At 43.2% G+C, this 18895-nt stretch carries 21 protein-coding genes; 8 read left to right on the top strand and 13 right to left on the bottom strand.

Going from position 1 to position 18895, the window contains the following annotated elements:
• Positions 1-272: 272 nt before the first annotated feature.
• From AC5FX4_RS03030 to AC5FX4_RS03015, 4 genes are read right to left on the bottom strand one after another with little or no spacing between them, the layout of a single operon-like run.
• A complete protein-coding gene (locus AC5FX4_RS03030; RefSeq protein ID WP_493605043.1) occupies positions 273-2186 on the bottom strand; it encodes an ATP-binding protein in 1914 nt (637 codons plus the stop codon).
• Between the two features lies 1 nt (position 2187).
• Positions 2188-2571 carry an ATP-binding protein gene (locus AC5FX4_RS03025; RefSeq protein WP_493605042.1) on the bottom strand — a complete coding sequence of 128 codons (384 nt, stop codon included), beginning with the start codon at positions 2569-2571 and terminating at the stop codon, positions 2188-2190.
• The gene (locus AC5FX4_RS03020; protein WP_493605041.1) at positions 2534-2890 is read right to left on the bottom strand and encodes a hypothetical protein; all 357 of its coding nucleotides are present in this window, start codon (positions 2888-2890) and stop codon (positions 2534-2536) included. The genes AC5FX4_RS03025 and AC5FX4_RS03020 overlap by 38 nt, the downstream gene beginning before the upstream one ends.
• Positions 2887-3423, bottom strand: a complete 537-nt coding sequence (locus AC5FX4_RS03015) for an STAS domain-containing protein (protein WP_493605040.1) — start codon at positions 3421-3423, stop codon at positions 2887-2889. The genes AC5FX4_RS03020 and AC5FX4_RS03015 overlap by 4 nt, the downstream gene beginning before the upstream one ends.
• 107 nt (positions 3424-3530) lie before the next feature.
• On the opposite strand from AC5FX4_RS03015, the gene AC5FX4_RS03010 reads away from it, so the two are divergent.
• The 3 genes from AC5FX4_RS03010 (at position 3531) to AC5FX4_RS03000 (ending at position 6719) form a co-directional block, all read left to right on the top strand.
• Positions 3531-3899: a response regulator gene (locus AC5FX4_RS03010; RefSeq protein WP_493605039.1), complete on the top strand. Its 369-nt coding sequence runs from the start codon at positions 3531-3533 to the stop codon at positions 3897-3899.
• Between the two features lie 244 nt (positions 3900-4143).
• A complete protein-coding gene (locus tag AC5FX4_RS03005) occupies positions 4144-5787 on the top strand; it encodes an esterase-like activity of phytase family protein (RefSeq protein ID WP_493605038.1) in 1644 nt (547 codons plus the stop codon).
• Between the two features lie 56 nt (positions 5788-5843).
• Positions 5844-6719: a hypothetical protein gene (locus AC5FX4_RS03000; protein ID WP_493605037.1), complete on the top strand. Its 876-nt coding sequence runs from the start codon at positions 5844-5846 to the stop codon at positions 6717-6719.
• 58 nt (positions 6720-6777) lie between these two features.
• Here AC5FX4_RS03000 and AC5FX4_RS02995 read toward each other — a convergent pair whose 3' ends face one another.
• The 5 genes from AC5FX4_RS02995 to AC5FX4_RS02975 form a co-directional block, all read right to left on the bottom strand.
• The gene (locus tag AC5FX4_RS02995) at positions 6778-7293 is read right to left on the bottom strand and encodes a methylated-DNA--[protein]-cysteine S-methyltransferase (protein ID WP_493605036.1); all 516 of its coding nucleotides are present in this window, start codon (positions 7291-7293) and stop codon (positions 6778-6780) included.
• Positions 7294-7384: 91 nt separating this feature from the next.
• On the bottom strand, positions 7385-7891 hold the full coding sequence (locus AC5FX4_RS02990; RefSeq protein WP_493605035.1) for a DUF1993 family protein: 507 nt from the start codon (positions 7889-7891) through the stop codon (positions 7385-7387).
• An 86-nt stretch (positions 7892-7977) separates the two neighbouring features.
• On the bottom strand, positions 7978-8346 hold the full coding sequence (locus AC5FX4_RS02985) for a DUF3325 family protein (RefSeq protein WP_493605034.1): 369 nt from the start codon (positions 8344-8346) through the stop codon (positions 7978-7980).
• Positions 8343-9944, bottom strand: a complete 1602-nt coding sequence (locus AC5FX4_RS02980; protein WP_493605033.1) for a PepSY-associated TM helix domain-containing protein — start codon at positions 9942-9944, stop codon at positions 8343-8345. Before AC5FX4_RS02980 ends, AC5FX4_RS02985 begins: the two co-directional genes overlap by 4 nt.
• The gene (locus tag AC5FX4_RS02975) at positions 9941-10246 is read right to left on the bottom strand and encodes a hypothetical protein (RefSeq protein WP_493605032.1); all 306 of its coding nucleotides are present in this window, start codon (positions 10244-10246) and stop codon (positions 9941-9943) included. Before AC5FX4_RS02975 ends, AC5FX4_RS02980 begins: the two co-directional genes overlap by 4 nt.
• Before the next feature lie 247 nt (positions 10247-10493).
• On the opposite strand from AC5FX4_RS02975, the gene AC5FX4_RS02970 reads away from it, so the two are divergent.
• Positions 10494-12920: a TonB-dependent receptor gene (locus tag AC5FX4_RS02970; RefSeq protein ID WP_493605031.1), complete on the top strand. Its 2427-nt coding sequence runs from the start codon at positions 10494-10496 to the stop codon at positions 12918-12920.
• A 179-nt stretch (positions 12921-13099) separates the two neighbouring features.
• Here AC5FX4_RS02970 and AC5FX4_RS02965 read toward each other — a convergent pair whose 3' ends face one another.
• The 3 genes from AC5FX4_RS02965 to AC5FX4_RS02955 all read right to left on the bottom strand — a co-directional run bounded on the left by AC5FX4_RS02965 (position 13100) and on the right by AC5FX4_RS02955 (position 15620).
• A complete protein-coding gene (locus tag AC5FX4_RS02965; protein ID WP_493605030.1) occupies positions 13100-13588 on the bottom strand; it encodes a hypothetical protein in 489 nt (162 codons plus the stop codon).
• A 35-nt stretch (positions 13589-13623) separates the two neighbouring features.
• Positions 13624-14481, bottom strand: coding sequence for a hypothetical protein (locus AC5FX4_RS02960; protein WP_493605029.1), 858 nt, complete (start codon positions 14479-14481; stop codon positions 13624-13626).
• Between the two features lie 278 nt (positions 14482-14759).
• Positions 14760-15620 (bottom strand): LysR family transcriptional regulator, encoded by an 861-nt coding sequence (locus tag AC5FX4_RS02955; protein WP_493605028.1) that lies wholly within the window; start codon positions 15618-15620, stop codon positions 14760-14762.
• Positions 15621-15709: 89 nt separating this feature from the next.
• On the opposite strand from AC5FX4_RS02955, the gene AC5FX4_RS02950 reads away from it, so the two are divergent.
• The 3 genes from AC5FX4_RS02950 to AC5FX4_RS02940 all read left to right on the top strand — a co-directional run bounded on the left by AC5FX4_RS02950 (position 15710) and on the right by AC5FX4_RS02940 (position 16946).
• Positions 15710-15934, top strand: a complete 225-nt coding sequence (locus tag AC5FX4_RS02950; RefSeq protein WP_493605027.1) for a DUF2798 domain-containing protein — start codon at positions 15710-15712, stop codon at positions 15932-15934.
• Positions 15921-16220, top strand: a complete 300-nt coding sequence (locus tag AC5FX4_RS02945) for a putative quinol monooxygenase (RefSeq protein WP_493605026.1) — start codon at positions 15921-15923, stop codon at positions 16218-16220. The genes AC5FX4_RS02950 and AC5FX4_RS02945 overlap by 14 nt, the downstream gene beginning before the upstream one ends.
• A 294-nt stretch (positions 16221-16514) precedes the next feature.
• On the top strand, positions 16515-16946 hold the full coding sequence (locus AC5FX4_RS02940) for a GNAT family N-acetyltransferase (RefSeq protein WP_493605025.1): 432 nt from the start codon (positions 16515-16517) through the stop codon (positions 16944-16946).
• 120 nt (positions 16947-17066) lie between these two features.
• Here the strand turns inward: AC5FX4_RS02940 and AC5FX4_RS02935 are convergent, their stop codons facing one another.
• On the bottom strand, positions 17067-17648 hold the full coding sequence (locus AC5FX4_RS02935) for a TetR/AcrR family transcriptional regulator (protein WP_493605024.1): 582 nt from the start codon (positions 17646-17648) through the stop codon (positions 17067-17069).
• 90 nt (positions 17649-17738) lie between these two features.
• On the opposite strand from AC5FX4_RS02935, the gene AC5FX4_RS02930 reads away from it, so the two are divergent.
• On the top strand, positions 17739-18707 hold the full coding sequence (locus AC5FX4_RS02930; protein ID WP_493605023.1) for an NAD-dependent epimerase/dehydratase family protein: 969 nt from the start codon (positions 17739-17741) through the stop codon (positions 18705-18707).
• Positions 18708-18895 lie beyond the last annotated feature (188 nt).

Raw genomic sequence — 18895 nt, 5'->3', positions numbered from 1 at the left:
CTTTTACACATCTTTCGCTTTGCAAGCCATTGCTTAAAACCGAACCTGCGTACCAAACCATTTATAAATAGACGCAATCAGTGAGAAGATTGGCCTGTGCATCAAACACCTATTTCACCCAAAGACGGTTACCCAAGATTAAGTACATGAGCACGTTGAATGAAACGCAAGCTAGTTACTTTGAGCGTAGACCATTATTTGTATCACTCAAACTTTGTTATGAATATTTAAGCTTAGTTCCTAAAGACTTAACGCATTTAGTATGGTTTTCGTTAACGAACATCAGCCTTAGATTTGGTTGGCACAGTAAGAGAGAAGCATGCACCTTGACCTAACTCAGAAGTGGTATTTTTGAAGATCAAGTCCCCGTGGAGGCTTTCATTTGCTATCAACTTTGACATGTAAAGCCCCATCCCCGTCCCTTCACCATGTGGTTTGGTGGTAAAGTAGGGCTCAAAGATCCTCGGCGCAATGCTATCTGGTACCCCGCCAGCATTGTCTTGAACCCGCACGGTGCCTCTCTCAAGCGCTATTTTGATCAGCTTGTTGTCAACTTGAGACGCTTTAAATGCATCCTTTGCGTTGCTTATTAGATTGAGCAAAACCTGCTGTATTTCTGACTTATAACTTTCTATTTCGATTGGTCTCCCTTCCACCTTAACTTGAATACCATGACTGTCCATTTGAGCTTGCTGCATGGACAGCACCTGCTCAACGGCATCACGCAAACAAAACGTTTGCTTTTTTTTGTCAACCCGAAAGAAATTACGAAAGTCGTCAATGGTTTTACTCATAAAAGTAATGGTATTCATGCTGTCTTGTACAAACTGAGCCATAAGCGCATCTAAATCTTCTGCCTGCTTAACCTGATATTCTAAAGTTTGAATACGGATCGCCAATTCATTTAGCGGTTGTCGCCACTGATGCGCGATCGACCCTATCATCTCCCCCATCGATGCCAGTTTGGCATGCTGTGCCAGCACACTATCTCGGCGTTTATCTTCTAAAAACTGTTGATAATGGTGATCATCAATACCCAATTGTAGCTGCTCTTTGAACTGCTCAAATTGCTCTGTGTGTGTATCTATGTCGCTATCAAACGGTACAGATAACCAATATTGCTCTGACGCTTGCGCACAAAAAAGATATTGTCGGCCCAGTACATCCGCGCTCGATTTCACAAATTTAAGTGCGGCACAAAAATGCACTTTTAAATACGACTGCTTAACGTAAACCTGCAACGAAGTGGCTGAGTGATTGAGAATTTCAAACAAAAACGTTTGCAGTTTAACGTTAAAATTACCGGTGATCCCCAAATAGCTGCAAATCGCACTCAGCTTGGTTCTAGCCGCAGAACGCTCTACTTTGCATAACAAATTAGCAGCCTCTACCTGGTCATGATATGGAAGTACAAACGTGTCTTTCGTAACAACAAACTCTGCCATGGGTTCAGGGCTATCTGTAGGTAAAGTTGTATGCTGCGCCGCTATTTTTGGTTCAACCCAGTCATCAATTAATTGCGACTCTGTGGCAGGAACAGGCTGTTTTATTGGCACTTTCGGCGCGATAGATGTTTGAGCTACGTGCTTATTATTTACTTGTTTGAACAAAATACACATGCTTAAGGCGTCATCTGCACCATTCGTTGCTTGCGCCATAATATGCTCGTTGAGCTGTTGCAGAGGCACTGTTATTCCTTGTGAAGCAATGACTTTTAAGTAATCTCTACTTACCCCGTCAGTGGCAACAAAAAGCAGGTCTTTATCATGTAACTTGATTGCAAAACGCTCAATCTTATTAGGCGTATTCAGTCCTAACATACCATTTTGTTTATCGAGCTTTATCGTGTTATCAGCGCGATGCAGTGACAATTTGACATCCCCGACACAGTAATAGCTCAGCACTGGCAAGTGCTTATCGAAAAAACCTAAGAACAAAGTCATGCCAAACTCGTTCAATTCCTTAACGGCACATATTTCAGTAAACACATTTTCGAGTGTCATTTCAGCAGAGTTTTCAATGGTCTGCTTTAACACCCGAGCAAGCTCGCCTACGGCTTGTAAGCCATGCCCTCCCACATCACCCACCGCAACCAAGTGACCATCTTGACGCTCAATCACCACCGAAAAATCTCCACAAGTAGGTAAAGAATGAAAAGGCTTCACCCTGTCATGTACGTTGATCATGCTAAATATCCTTAGTACAGATAATTGACGTTCCCGTGTTAGAAGTAACGAGTTTAAACGTATCGCTCATGCGCACTAATGAAGGCATGCCTAAACCAAGGCTGCCCGATAAGCTCACACCTTCTTGGAACGCCTGTGCCAAAGGAAGCTCAAAGCCTTGACCTGTGTCACACGCTTCAACTTTTATCTGTGTTTTTTCGAGACGAATGATAAGTTGACCCGATTGGGCATATTTAATGATGTTATAAATAAGTTCGGAGCAAATGGTTAAAAGCTCCGTTCGCTTCACCTCATTGAGCGATGTATTCGATAGAAGTAGGTTAATACGATTGAGTAATTCGCCCACTTCAGTTTGACTGGTTATTTGATAATGTTTGCAAGGCACGATCGATGTCCAATTCAGTCGTAAAATTTAAGTCATCCACAAAAGCAAACAACATGGCGGCACTAACCGGGTTAAAGCCACACACGATCACTTGATTACCGACAATGGTGATGGCGCTAACAAGGTCCTCTAGGCGCTTTAATACATCACTGGTGATCACCTCGCATTTGCTCAAATTGATGATCACTTTGTCACTGGCAAAACAAAGCGTTTGCTCACAAAACATCTGACAGGTATTGTCATCCGCTAAATCTTCTAGCGCGAGATCAAACACCATCACACCATCGATTTTTGAGGAGTGCGACACGAGTGCATTCATTGCACTTGTTCCAGTTTAAAACCAATATATTCATACGCTTTTGTCATTGCATCCTTCAGGGTATTCGTCGTAACCAGTTCGCTTACGTCCATGCCTAAATTAACAATGTTTCTTGCAATCATCGGCGAAATGCCTGAAATAACCGACTTGCAACCCATCAATCGGGTGGCTTTGGCAATTTTAATCAAGTGTGATGCAACCGAGCTATCGACAATATTGATCCCCGCAATATCAATAATGACCACTCGAGATTCCTGCAACCGAATGTGATTCAAAATGTCTTCCATGACTTTTTGCGCTTTAACTGAATCCATTGCGCCAACAAGGGGGACCATCAAAATATCATCAGCAATTTTTAACAAGGGCAGGTCGAATTTTGCGGCTTCAATTTGCTCCAATAAACCTTGCATTTCGCCGCGTTGACTGGCGATTTGACGCTTCTGTTCACTAATCGTGTCACGTTGATCACTAATGGTTTGGCCGTCTTTTTCGGCCTGAGTAGGTGCTTGTTGAGGGCTCGATTTGTTTGGCATAGATACCCAATCTCCTTTTTTGAATTCTTGATTAAAAACTAGTCCATTTATCAGTTTTTGCTAAACTGAGTTTATCGGAGACGGAGCGGATAACGAGGAAGCACACGATGGGCTTGGAAGGAATAAAAGTTTTAATTGCAGACGACTTAGAATCGACTTTAGTGCTGCTTTCTTTCATGTTTGAGCAAGAAGGCGCACAAATATCGTTAGCGCGAAATGGTAATGTGGCCATTGATATGGCCGAGCACGAAGACTACGATATCATCTTGATGGATATACAAATGCCCGAATGTAACGGCATTGAAGCGACGAAAAAAATACGCGATTTGTCCATAGCGACCCCTATTATTGCTGTTACTGCGGCTTCCGAATACGAAGCGGAGTCATTCCCAAAAATGGGATTTTCCGATTTCTTTCAAAAACCCATTGATTTTCGAGCGCTAAAAGAAAAAATCCTTCAACATATTATTAAATAACTCCTTATTGCCGTACCTAAAGCGCCATCGTCACTTCTATTTAAAAATATTTTTGTAAAAGAACACGATAGATAGACATACCTTCAAGTATATGTGGCTGATTTGCAAGTTCCCCACTTGTTTTTATATTCGCTTAAAACGATAACGCCATGACATTTATTCGCTTTTCCTCACAAATAAACACAATCGTCATACTTTGAAAATATCTTAATGTTTACAGAATAACCTCTTTAAGGAACAAACAATGAAATCCCTCAGTCTGTCAACACTCGCTATCGCCACTATGCTCGCTTTAACTGGATGTAATGATGGAGATAACGGCAAAGACGGTATCAATGGTACAAACGGCCAAGACGGCAGCAATGGCATAAATGGTGTAAATGGCGCTAACGGCACAAATGGCTTGAGTAGCTTAGTATTGCAAACGCAATTAGCTGCAGGTGACGCACAGTGCTGGTTAGGTGGTGTGAAAATCGACTCTGGCTTAGATACAAACCGTGATAACACCTTAAACAGCGATGAAGTGACAGATACTTCCTATGTCTGTAACCCCGATAATTTCGCCAGCAGTGGCGTACGTTTACCTTATTCAGTACTTAGAAATGACCTTGAAAACGGCAGTATTGCTGGCTCAACCTTTGAAGTACGCAACGGCGGCTATGGTTCAGACATGGACGGCCATCCTACCAACCCAATGCAGTTCTATGCACTGACAGATCGCGGCCCAAATGCCAACTTCACGGGTGAGCAAGGCAAAGGGAAAATGTTCCCAACCCCTGATTACACCCCTCGTATTGGCTTGTTTGAAGTGCAGGCAACTGGCTCTATCAAACTAGTCAAAAATATTCTTTTAAAAGACAAGGCGGGCAATGCAATCAGCGGGTTACCTAATAGCTCAGCGATGGGTGGCACGGGCGAAACCCCTTACGATGCCAAAGGTGAGGTGATCAGACATGATATGAGTAAACCTTATGATGAAGCCACGAATCCGATTCGCATTGATGATTATGGCCTAGATGCAGAGGGCCTTGTCGCAATGAGTGATGGCACATTCTGGGTCAGTGATGAATATGGCCCGCATATGGTGCATTACAGTGCGCAAGGTGTAGAGTTAGCGCGTATTAACCCATTCAGTGACGACACGCGTAACGTGCACACCCTACCCGCAGAGTTTGGGAACCGCTGGGCAAACCGTGGTATGGAAGGCCTAACCATCACGCCAGATGAAAAAACACTGGTGGGTATTATGCAATCAAGTCTTGATAACCCAAGTAAAAATCGTACTAACCTAACCCGCATTGTGACTGTGAATATTGAAACGGGCGAAACCGCACAGTACTTGTATCAACAAGAAAAAGGCTCAAACTCAAACTCCGCTATCAAAGCACTGAGTAACACCCAATTTTTAGTGTTAGAACGCGATGGCAAGTTCTATAACCTAGACAACACGGCGATGAAGCGTGTGTATAAAATTGATATCAGCAATGCTACAAACTTAGAAACTGTGTCAGAAGGGGCAGAACTCAAGCAAGATGCTCAGCTCGGCTTAACCATATCAGGCGATACACTAGAACAAGTTATCAGTAAAAACGCGGTGGATAGTGATTACTCGGCTGGTTGGGCAAAGCTGGAAGCTAAAGGCATTAAACCTGCACAAAAGCTAGAGTTGGTTGTGGATATGGTGGCGGAAGTTGGCTACCCACACGACAAAATGGAAGGCTTGTGGCTAATCGATAACACTCGTCTTGGGATGATAAACGATGACGACTTTGCCACTTGGTCAACGGGCGGCGTACTCGAACAAAAGTACCTCGATGCCAACCAATCCGTGATTGATGGTAATACGCTCTATATCGTCAATGGATTAAATCTAAGTGCAACCAACTAACCAATAATCAGGCCACATTTGTGGCCTTTTTTATCGCTTTAAAAGGACATTCAAACATGAAGCACACCATCGTTTCATCCACTCTCATAAGCCTTGCTCTGTGCACTCAAGTGGCTCAGGCAAACCCAGATGTCACCTCAAGAGAGTACAAGCTATTACTTAACCCCAGTTTGTTTAGTTACCAAAATGAAGCTAACCAAGTTAATAGCTATTTTTCTGCGTTTGAGACCAGTGTTGAGCAAGCTATTGCGCGTAACGTGACAGGCACGATGTCACTCAACAAAGTGCGTACGGTGAAGTTTTTTGATACGGCAAGTAGCTGTCAGCTGCGCGAAATCGGTTATGTATTTCGTGAGCGCATTGAAAATGGCAATTCAGAAGTCACCTTAAAGTTTCGCAGCCCCGATCGCTACATCGCTGATTTTGAGGACCTTTCCAGCGCCACCAGCGGCGCAGAAACCAAGCTTGAGTCGGACGTTGGGGTAAAAGACAATGACACTTTCAAAGTAGTTTATGGCCATTCAACCAAAGCACCCAATACCCGCACGATAAACGACTTTAAAGACATTAATACCCACTTTCCTGGCTTTGAGTCTGAATATGGCTTTAGTGACACACTTCCATTAGCGCAAGTCGGTAACCTAACCATTCATGAGCAAGTCTATAAAGGTGCACAGATAGACTTAGGTTCCATTGATGCCACGCTCAGCATCACCTTATGGTATGCGGGTACACCATCATCCAGTTCAGTGCCTTTAATAGCCGAAGCATCATTCAAATATGAAGACAACAGCGCCGATTACACGCAAAAAGTGGTTAAGCGTGCAAAACTGGCCTTTGAAGCCATGCAAACTTTAACCGCATGGAATGCCACCAGTTCAACGACAAAAACGCAAACCGTCTATCAATACAACAGCAGTTTTTGTAATTAATGGGACTACTCAGCCTGATGTGCAAACATTAGCCCCTGTTTGCACATTGCTATTAGCTTCACAGCACAAATAGGTTTTGTTCTAATTCTAACAAACGTTTTTTAAGCGCTAAGCCACCGCCATAACCGACCAGCTCACCTTGAGAGCCAATGATGCGATGACAAGGCACAATGATGGACATCGCATTTGCGCCATTGGCCGTACCCACCGCTCGCACCGCGTTTTCGTTATTAATGGCTTGTGCCAACGATTTGTAGGTCGATACTTGCCCATACTCAACGTTCATCAAAGCATGCCAAACCGACTTTTGAAAATCACTGCCAACAAATAATAAGGGCACATCAAACTGCCTACGCTCCCCCATAAAGTATTCTTCAAGCTCGGTTTTAGTCTGTTCCAACACAGCGTCATTTTGCTCAACGTAATGGGCATTGAGGCCTTTTTGGATGCGATTATCAACCGTACTGCGCATTTTCCGATAACGAAAGTCACATAAGCACAGCTTATTGTCGGTACTACCAAGAATAAACTCGGCGTAAGGGTGCTTAAAATATTGAATGTTAATCTGTTGCATTGGCACCACTCAGTTAAGCTCAGTTTGGCAAAAAAACTCTATAAGATTCATGGTGCTGATTGAAGGTATGTCACTCAGCACAAAGATGCGTTTAAAGTGTGTTATCAAGGAATGAGAACCCGGCTGGATATTGATGAAAACCATCAAAGTCCCCTTTGCTAATCGCGACACCATGATGTCTTAAAATGGCATAAGCCATGGAAAAGTGGAATAAAAAGTTCGGTAATGCATACAGCGTTACGAACTCGTGCCCCTCTAATGACCGCTGTGAAAATCCAGCTTCAAATTGGACCACTCGCTGCTCATAACCCATAAAATCCAACTCCGTCATCGAGGTAAGGTAAGCAAGGGTTTGGTTGATTTCCTCAACAACCGCTTTAACACTCACTTCAGAGCCTTTAAAACTGACCACTTCGCGCCCCGCGAGCACACAACAACAGCGCAGCGAAAACGAAATAGCAGTGGTCAATTGCTGATGCAAAGCAAACATATCGGTTTGCAAACTTTTGTCGAGTAAAGCGTCTAGCGGTAAATTTTGTTGTAGTAGCGCCTTCATGCGCTGTAAATAGTAAATAAACGGGCCTGTTGGATTGGTCATTAAATGTATCCTTGATTAAATCACCAATTTAAGCAATTTATAAATCTTATCAAGATTTTAAAGGATATGGCAAAACACCCACCAAGCTAAGTTAGCAACATCATACACGCCAATTGCACCGCCAAAAATAAATAGCTATGCCTGCCAAGCGGTTTTCCAGTTGGTATTACGGGTCGCAATGCCTGCGCTGGAAAATATTGAAATAACAAAGCGATACAAACACCCACTAAAGTGAGCGCACCACACATAAACACCAACGCATTCACAACACCCAGTTCAACACTTGCTAAATACATACCGACACTCAGTAATGCTCCTCCGCCGGTTCGCCGCATTTGGCTTTGCCGCTCGCTGGGCTTAAATTCGCGGCCCAGCACCTTGGTATATTTGGACATCGCCAACAAAAATAAGCACAACGCCTGATAAACACACACAATAACCAACAACAACATCATGCCATCACCTCGCGGTCACGTTTTGCAAATTGTGCCTTATCTGGTTGTTTTGATGACCGATTAACACCTATAGCAATCCATAGGCAGACTAAACCCGCCACTGCACAACTTGCATCAAAGCCCACATACACCCAGTCAGCCTGCGCAATGCTGCTGATTAGCCCGCGCGATGTGGTTAAGGCGTTTACGATTGGCACTAAAGTAAACAGCAAAGCAGCTACTAACCACTGTTGATACCAAGCAGCGCGCCCTTTATTTTGCCAAGTAAAGTACATGCCATGAGCCAGACATAACAGCCAAGTGATAAACAAACTATGCATCTCCCATTGCGCTCGCCCCTCAAGCTCAAGGGGTAACAACCTGTTTGCGAGGAAGTACACCGCCACAGCCGCTGGCAAGCCGACAACCGTGCCAATATTCAGCCCTTCCGTCATTTTAAAACTAAACGGAATACCAGCAGGATCGCTTAACGCTTTTTTGCGACGTTTTGTGGTCCAAAGCACCATGCCACTGGCTATCATCACACAGCCCGTTAGGCCTGATAGGAAATAAAACCAACGGATTGGTAAGCTGGCAAACACCCCTTCGTGCAACTCTAAGAACACCGACTGGACGCGACGCACCCCCTCATAATGGGCTTGATAACTGATCACTTCCCCGGTGATGGCATTCATTACCAATTTTGTACCGTCATTATTCGCCTCGGATAACTCGGGAGAGAATACCGCAACGCTATTTTGGTCATTAGGGTGATAAACACGTATCGCGTAATTTGCCTGCGTGTTGCCTTGCGCTTCTAAATACACAGTGGCTTTTTGATACAATTCAGTCAGCGGCAACATGGTTGCGTGTATACCTGTCGCTTGTGTTGGTGCACCATTTTGATAGTACTCATCAAAAAACTGTTTTTTACTCTGCTCACCCATGCCATAGCTGGCATTAAAAATAAACGGCACATAGGTAAAGGTGAACATGATCAAACCCGAGTAGGTGATCATCAAATGAAAGGGTAAACTCATCACGCTCATTAGGTTATGGCCATCAAGCCAAGACGTCGCGCCCTTTTTGGGTCTAAAGGTAAAAAACTCTTTAAAGATTTTTTTATGCACCACGATACCGGTAACCAAACCCAGCAGCATAAATAGGGTAAACACCCCCACAAAGTAATAGGCGAGTTTGGTAGGGATATAATGCAGGCGATAATGCATACGATACAAAGCTTGACCACCACCTGTGTCTCGACCTTCAAGCACTTGCCCTGTTGTTGCATCTATTTGCTGGCGAACACGCACCAGCTTACCCGCTTCATTTTCTTGTTGATAACCCAACCACAAATGGGGTTCGGTACGAGAAAGCGGTAAATAAATACGCCAATCTTTGGCCGCTTGTCCATATTGCTCCAGATGACGTTGTGCTTGGCTGAGTACTGTTTCAACATTAGCGGTATTGCGCGGTAATTCCGGCTTCATCCAAGCATCAATTTCGCTATCAAAATAACCTAAGGTACCGGTGACAAAGATAAAATACAAAAGCCAGCTGACGACTATCCCCGTCCAAGTATGCAACCATGCCATCGACTGTCTAAAACCGCTCTTCATAATGTTACCAAGCTCCATGTTAAAAGCATATTCAGCAACCCAAACACAACGAGCAATAGGGTGCTAACGCGCAGTACCTGTTGCCACGATTTTTGTGCAAATGCCCACATAATGAACGCCGTATAAAGCGCAAAGCTCAGCATAGATGACGCGGCAACCGCCTGTGGTGTTTCGAGAGGTAGCAGATAAGAAATCACAATACCGACCAACATGATCAATGGATAACCAAAGCCAATGATGGTTAGCACACGGAAGACGACTTCTTGATTAAATTTAGTTTTAGAGGATCGAGATTGAGTCACTGTATGAGGTAAATAAAAACGATAATTGCAAATGGTAACAATTATTGATTGTATTTGTAATATCTTACCTCGAACTATTTTCCCCAGCACATTTTATGAGCCAAAATGTGCTTTTATTGTAAATAGTTTATGCCGACATTTTGTTGTTTAATTGAATAATAGTTAAACCTGCATCTGCCCCATTGAACATTGATAATGATAGTAGTTATCATTTGCATAATATTTTATTTAAGATGTAAACCACCCAATGAAATCATTTAAATTGTCTGCGCTGGCACTGGCTTGCGCTACTTCTTCGTCTTTTGTTCATGCTGCGCCTCAAACTGACTCCGATATAGAAAAAATCAGTGTCTATCATCGTCAAAACCAAGTCGTAATGAATTCGGGCCTTGCCACTAAATCAGATATGTCTTTGATGGAAACGCCTGCAGCGGTTGTGGTGGTTGATAGCGACACGCTAAACTCACAAGTGATCACCAACTTACAGGATGTGGTGCGTAACATCAGTGGTGTCACTCAAGCAGGCAACAACTATGGCATTGGGGATAACTTAGTGATCCGTGGCTTAGGCGCAAACTATACCTACGATGGCATGTATGGCGGCGCGGGCCTTGAAAACACGTTTAACCCAACACGCTCTATGACCAATGTTGAGTTTGTTGAGGTATTAAAAGGGCCTGCAACGGGTCTTTATGGCATGGGTAGTGCCGGTGGTGTGATCAACCTCATTGAGAAAAAACCGCAATTTAATGCAGCGCATTCAGTCACTGCCGAAGTGGGCCAATGGGATACCTACGCGCTTGAAGTGGACTCAACCGATGCCCTGACCGAACAGCTTGCTTATCGCGTATTAGTTAAATCGGCACGCAGTGATGGCTATCGTGATTTAAATAACGATCGTGATGAAGCCTACGTAAGCTTTAAATACGTACTCAACGAAGGCCATAACGTGATGCTTTCAACGGCGTATATTAACGATGGTATTGCGGTTGACTCAATCGGCCACCCTATTCGTATTTTTAATTCAGCCTCTGTCGACGGCAAAACCGCGGGTGAAGTGACTTGGCAAGATCTTGTTAACGATCCAAACGGCGCAGGCTTGCAGCTTAGTGATGCACAACGTCAACAACTGGCTGACTCGCTCGCCAGCAATGATGGCTTAACCCCTTATTCTTTTGGTCATAATGGCATTATTTCCCCCATGGCCAAAGACAATGAAGGTGAAGAATTGCGTGTTAAGCTAACTCACAATATTGATGTTACTGACAACTTATACTTCAACCAACAACTGCAATACCGTGACTATGACTCTGGTTTTGCCCGTCAAACCGGCGCATATAACTATGTTTATTGGGAACGTGAAAGCCGTGGCGTGAAAAAGATCAACGAGGAACCTCGCGCACCGCTTGTACTGGATGGTGAGCTTTATCCGTTTGCAGCTCGTCGTCAGGAATATCGTAAAGTAGAAGCCAACGAACGTTCATGGCAATACTTTGCTGACCTACGTTACGACTTTACCTTCAATGACATCGACAATGAGTTTTTGGTCAACGCCAACTACGAAGACCGTGAGATCCGTTTTAAGCAATTCTCTATCTATGACAAAGATAAAGTGATCAAAGATAAAAAGGGTGACGTTATTTACCGAGGCACACTGCCTTACCTGTTAGACATTCGTTCACCAGTCTGGGCTGAAGGGAGCTTCGAAGACCATGACCCGCTTAAAACTAGCAACTACAACAAAACTGTCAGTGCTTGGGGTATCGGTGCACAGCATGTGGCTTACTTTGACTTTGGCCTAACAACCCGTGTCGGCTTAGCGTACAACGAGATTAACCAAAGCTACGAGCACTTAGGTGTAGACGCGCGCTACAAAGCAAGCGCCGCAAAGCCAACGCCAGAGCAAGATACTTCTGACAATGGCTTAACCTATAATTTCGGCGTTACCTATATGCCAACCGATAACCTGTCGATCTTTGCTAACCACTCTAAAGGTCGCACAGCATACAGTGTGTTAGGTGAAGTACTCGGTGAAGAAAAAGACCGCGACGATACTCAATCAATCAGCAATGATATCGGTATACGCATAAAAGGGTTTGATGATCAGCTTGTTGCGTCATTGGTGGTATTTGAATCAAGCCGTACCAATATCGGCTATGCAAATAAAGACTTTGAAGCAGGCGTATCAGCTGCTGGCACACCACGTTTTTTCTACGATCGTAAAGAACAAACACAAGGGGTTGAGCTTGATTTAAATGCATTTTTAAACGAGCAATGGAAAGTCAACGTCAATGCTGTTTATCAAGATGCATTGTCCATTGATGACCGTAATGATGCTGAAGAGCGTCAAAAAGGCGTGCCTTATGTCACGGTTGGCAGCTGGGTAACTCACTCAAGTTATGCCTTTACACAAGATACACCTGTAGATATTAGCTTAGGTATGCAATACGTGGATGAGCGCAGCACGCAATCCGACTCATTTGGTATTCCTGATGGTTATGTACCTGGCTACACCGTATTTGACGCGGCAATTGCATACAATACCAAACACTGGGGCTTACAGTTAAAAATAAACAACTTGTTTAATAAGTCCTACTACAGCAAAGCCATGTTCTTAGGTGGTATGCCAGGTGAAGAGCGCAACGTGCTAGTGCGTGCACAATACCACTTTTAATCAAACGGTAGGGCAAGTTTATGAGTGTGCATCAGCCATAATTGGTACAAACTCTAATCGATTAACGTTACGCGCCGCACTCACAACTGACAACTCAATAAACTAGCAACACTGGAACTAAAAAGTGCAGGCTATAAAAGCCTGCACTTAGGTTACAACTGTACAAGAGTAGCGTTCAATTATGGCTCAAAGCCACAGCGCCAAACGCGCACCGTTTTCGTTTCAGTGCGACAGTTCGTTTTCACTTCACGCGTATGTTCTGTGGTGTTCAACTGATCACTCGTGAGACCGATACTTCCTGAGTAGGTATACCAGTCTACACTGCGGGTACCATCTGGACGTGTATACCAATACGTACCTGATTGTGTCTCATATTGAGAGTTAGGACAACTGCTAGACTCGTCCAAAACAAAGCTCTTAGAAACATAGGTCGCGTAAGGTAAGAAAAAATCTGGCTCATTCCATAAGTGACCAAGGTATATGTGACCACTATAACCACAATGTCTTTGTGTAATCGTGTAGTTCTCGGTGACCGTATCGCATACTTGCACGTTACGTGTTTCAGTCGCCCAATAACCACCGCCGCCTTCACAGTAAGGGCGCGCCTGTGCAGAGCCCGCGCATGCTATTAGTAGCGCAGATAATACAGCCATATTTTTAGCTTTCATGTTCATCCTTTGTGTTTTTATTTTTTATTTCAACATCATAAGTTCAACTTACGCTGCTGTTCTTCTGAGAAAAGCGCTTTGATTTGGGTCAGCTTTTCAAAGTCTGTATGCACGCTCGGGTTTGCGTAAGGGCTGCCTGACGTGCCCAAGCTCACTACGTCAGAGACGGTGTAAACTTGTGTTGATAATCGTTGGATTTCTTGTCGCTGGAAGGCACTTAAATCTAAATGGCTCAGCGACTGAGTTAGCAAGTCCCTTTTTTGGCTTGCCTGCAACTGTGCTTGCTGTTGTTCATAACGTTGATACTGCGCCAACTGCTCTGAACTCAAAGTACGTTCAAGTGTTTGCGCATAATCCATGCTGTGTTGACTTATTTCATCCAAGTACTGTTGACGAAAATAGTCCGCATTATCCGGCTGAGATTGTGCTTGCTTTGAAAACGCCAGCCACGCATCAAGATCTGCCTGTGCTTTTTGGCTAAGCACCTGTTCAAGTGCCTCACTTTGCTGATCTGCAAGTTGTAATTGATTAGTCAGAGAAAACAACACGGGCTTGATTGTAAAAACGTTTAAACTCGCTTGGATTTCATCCCTCGAACCTGCTAGTTGCACTTCATCTGGCGTGGTTCCTGATGATGAAGGGATGGACTCTAAAGGCTGCTTTAACAAGTCATCATTTGTAGCGATCGGTAGCTCAAGTAATGCAACTTGCGCTTGTAAACGCTGATTTTCTGCCACTAATTCCTGAATATCAGCCGATGTGGTTTCTTTTGAGTTATGCGCATCAATATAATTATTAGATGGTCCTTTACTAGACTGTTCAGTCTGTCCTTGCAGTATGTAAGCGGCAACAAAACCGCCAAAAAATGCCAAAAATAGTTTCAGTAAATTCATAACAATCCGACCTGCCTCACTGACCATGCAATTACCTAAAAATTGGGTGATGCATGTTGTAACTTGCGCGTAAATTTCAAGTTCATTTTATAATCAATATGGCAGCATGTTACGCGAAGTAACTGCTCAATAAACCTGCAAAATCTGACAGCTCTTTGCTCGAGACTGAGGGGGGCTGGAATAGATAGGAAAGGTGGCTTAGCGGTTCATTATGTCGCTTGTGAAAAGCGTCATTTCGCCCCGCTAGCGAATTGCTGTGCAGTGCAATACGCCATGCATCAGTCTAGTGCCAACACGGCACCTTGCAGGTAGTTAAGTTTTTGGCATTGCTGCTGCAACAGCTCAATCAATGCCATGGTGTAGGTAGGTGGCACGCGCTGCCCGAGCCAAAGAGCATAAACGTTTCGAATAAACTGGCCCGTGCCTACATAGCAAAACTTTTCACTATAGTCAGAGGACAACGCCGCAATTTCGGTCATAGGTAGTATCCCCGCTCCGTTGCCGGATCCCACCAACTTACGCACCAAGGTAATATCACCCACATAAGAGACGTTCTTAAATTGTGCCAATAAAGCTCGCCATTCATCGGTTGCTGGCAACTGAGACTGCCGAAAGGGTAAAAACAGGGTGTGTGTTTCTTTTGCAGACTGAGCAACCACCGTTTTAACCACGATTTGCCCTAGCCGTTTTTGATAAATACTCGAATCATCCAACTCACCAACACGAATCGTTAAATCAAAACGCTTCTGGCTCAAAAGCTCTAAGCTATTTGCGGGCTCAACATGAAGCTGAAGTGCTGGATAGCAACTTTGAAAAGACTGTAATGCGTCGAACAACGGCCCAATCATCAAGTTTTGTGGGCACAATAAATGAAATGATTTAGCTTCAAAGCCAGTCAAGGCATCACATTGTGCTTGTAAGGCAAGCAATTCGCTCGCCATATTATCGACGATGGCTTGTCCGTGGTTCGTCAGCGTAACGCCTCTGGCGCTGCGCTGTAATAGTGGATAACCAAGTTTGTCTTCCAACGCCAACATGCGTTTTGACAAGGTAGGGGCACCCACCCTCAAGTCATCTGCAGCTTTAGCAAAACTGCCTCGGCGGCTGATCTCCACAAACAATCGTAAGTCATCAAGCATATTTATTTTTGCAACCTTAGCTTTCCATTTCTGCCATTCTGCTTTGCAAGCAACACCTTACAATCATATCAACAGTCAAAGGAGGAAACATGCAAAAACTTATTTTTACCCTACTGCTGTCGTTGTGCTTGTCGTTTATGGTGTCGGGCTGGGTAACGTATATCAATTTAGGACTCGTCAGCGACTTTACGTCACGCTGGGCTCACGCATTTTGCAACGCATGGCCGGCCTCTTTTGCCGCAGCCTATTTACTATCAAACCCCGTTTCAATCATCACGGGACACATTATGGAGAAAATGCATGGCAAATTATAGTAACGTTAATTTGATTGCCCACATCACCCCAAAATCAGCGCATTATCAAGACTGTATCGACGCAATCAAGGCAATACTCCCAGCAACGTGTAGCGAGGAAGGCTGTTTACGCTTTGAACTTTATGAAAACGAAGCACGCAACCAACTCACACTCATTGAGCGCTTTGCCAATCAGGCCGCGTTTGAATATCATCACCAGCAAGATTACACCCAACGCGTTTTTCAATTGTATAAAGCGTGGTTAGCAAAATATGTGGAGGTATGCTCTTTATCCGCCACGAACTAACCAACACATTAACCAGTAAAGCTTACCCCTCACAGGGAAAATATGCCGCACACAGAGATTAGCTCACGCCCCCTAGACATCATCTTGCGACTTGATGTTTAGGGTGCTTAGAAAAAGCGATACGGCTATAACTTTTGCAAAAAAACAGCACAAAAAAAATTATAAAAACACGAAAAACCCCTAAATAAAACATCTTAAAGTACATCCCCATCTGTATACTTGACTAAATATCAACAATCCGAGAGTTGAGCCGTGGAAATACGTCGAGTAACGAAAGAGCTAATTAAAACCTATATGAATTTGGCTCAGGCCTATGAAGCCGAATTTTCATTACTCACAGGCAAACTGCCAAACCATCAAGGGATCTTTGCACTGGATACACCGCTTGATGAAACACACCTCGGATACTTGGCATTCGATGGAGAGCACCCAATCGCATTCGCCAATATATCCAGCGATAACAGTGCTTATGAAGTCTGTGAGTTTTACGTTATACCAAGCGCAAGGAACAGAAAAGTAGGCTCACAATTTATTGGTAAAATTTGGCAAGCACACCCCGGCAGTTGGCAAGTAAAACAAATTCAAGGCGCAGATGATGCTGTAAAATTTTGGCGTAACGCCTTATCACTCAATAATATCTCATACACTGAATCAGCTTATGAAGACGCGTATTGGGGCAAAGTCAATCGCCAAATATTTAAGATTGATTGCAAATTTCCTCGATAATACATCATCGTGTTTTATTACCCACAAACGTTGAAAGTACTCATGTTGACATCCAAAAAAATAGCATATCGAGCTCAAAGCTAACAAACTCAACACCCTATAAAAATCAATAGTATAATCCTAACCAACCGCTGCAACGACAATTACGATTAAGCCATTTATCATTCTTTTTAAGTCATCAATACTTTCAGCTGAAGCTTTTAAACCCTTGGATGCCACCATAAAAATATGAGCGAGATCATCTGATGAAATGTGCTTTTCATCTTTAACTTCTTTTTCAATTAATCTGGTAAGCATATTTTCAAAGACCTCATAGTGATGCGCTACAGCATCAGGCGCATAGGTAGCAACATTCATTAATATGTCTCGACCAGCTTCTAGTTCAATCACTGAAGCCGCAGGCTGAATAGTCCAAATATCAAAAAAACTGACAAGCTTTTCCTTTAAAGTGCCATGTTCCATCAACAGCTTTTCACTTTCCTTAATGTTAACTCCTAGCGCTTCATTGATGAGTCCAACAATAATTGACTCCTTATTAGGATATGACTTGTAAAGCGTAGTGCGCGAAATTTGGCACGCTTTGGCAATATCCGTCATCGTCACTTTTTGGTACCCATATCTAAGTATGAGTTTCTGGGCTTCACGTAGGATCATATAAACAATTACATAAGGGGCAATAGCTTTATTATGAGGTTGATACAAATTGACATCAAGTGTAAACCTGTTAGCATTTAACAGGTTTACACTTTTAGTTCATCTGTAAACTAATTTAAAAATAAAAAGAGACATAGCATGAAAATATTTATCTCCGGCGTCACGGGTTATGTTGGTCGAAACCTTGCGAAGCACTTTTCTCAAGACCATGATGTAAAAGGTCTTTCTCGAGGCATTAAATATTCGTTACAGTTAGAAAAACAGGGAGTGACCCTCTTTAACGGAGATTTACACAGCCAAAGCCTAACCAAAGCTTTAATAGATCATGACATTGTCATACATGCTGCGGCAGATACAGATCATAAAAACACCTCAAAGAACCAGTATGAAACAAATGTTATTGGAACTCAGCGCTTGTTAGATGCAGCTAAGACAGCTGGAGTTAAGAAATTCATTCATATCAGTACAGAATCAGTTCTAGCGACTGGCAAACCTCTTTGTCAGGCCAAAGAAGATAAGCCTTACCCTGACGTCGCTGTGGGTAATTATTCTGATAGTAAGCGACTTGCCGAAGAGATTGTACTACGTGCCTCAGACGATAATTTTCATGTAGTTGTATTAAGGCCGAGATTCATTTGGGGTCGTGATGATACAACAGCAATTCCACAAATATTAAATGCGATAGAAGAAGGAAAATTTGCATGGATAAGTGGTGGGAATTACAAAACATCCGCTACTCATATAGACAATGTATGTGCTGGAGTCGAGTGTGCAATTTCACGCGGCAAGTCCGGTGAAATTTATTTTCTCAGTGATGATGATGACAAAACATTTAGAGAGCTAGTCACTGCGCTTGTTCACGCACACAATATGAATATACCTAATAAAAGCATTCCTCGATTTGTCCCTTTTCTTCTTGCCAAGTTAGACAATTTAAGACGCAAATTATTGCCAAACACAAGACCCTTACCTATCACAATGCAAGAATTTTCAACTAGTGCTGTTGAAGTGACATTGAATATAGAAAAAGCCAAGGCGGAGCTTGGATATAAACCTGTAGTTTCCTTCCAACAAGGGCTATCTAAAATAGAAATTACTAAAGAATGATTTTTTAAGATATATCGTTTGAGCCTTGATATTGCTAGCTAACCCGATAACTAAGGCTTAGTCCCTCAGGCAAATGAATATTTAGTATGAAACTTTATTGTTTAGGATGATACTTTATTGTATGGGATGAGACTTTATTCCTAAATAACAAAAAAATGTCGCCCCGCAATATAGTTTCATACTGAGCG

This window comes from Pseudoalteromonas sp. ATL1, assembly GCF_058933015.1.
The sequence above is the reverse complement of the archived record's forward strand: the minus strand, read 5'-3'. Positions and strand labels throughout refer to the sequence as shown.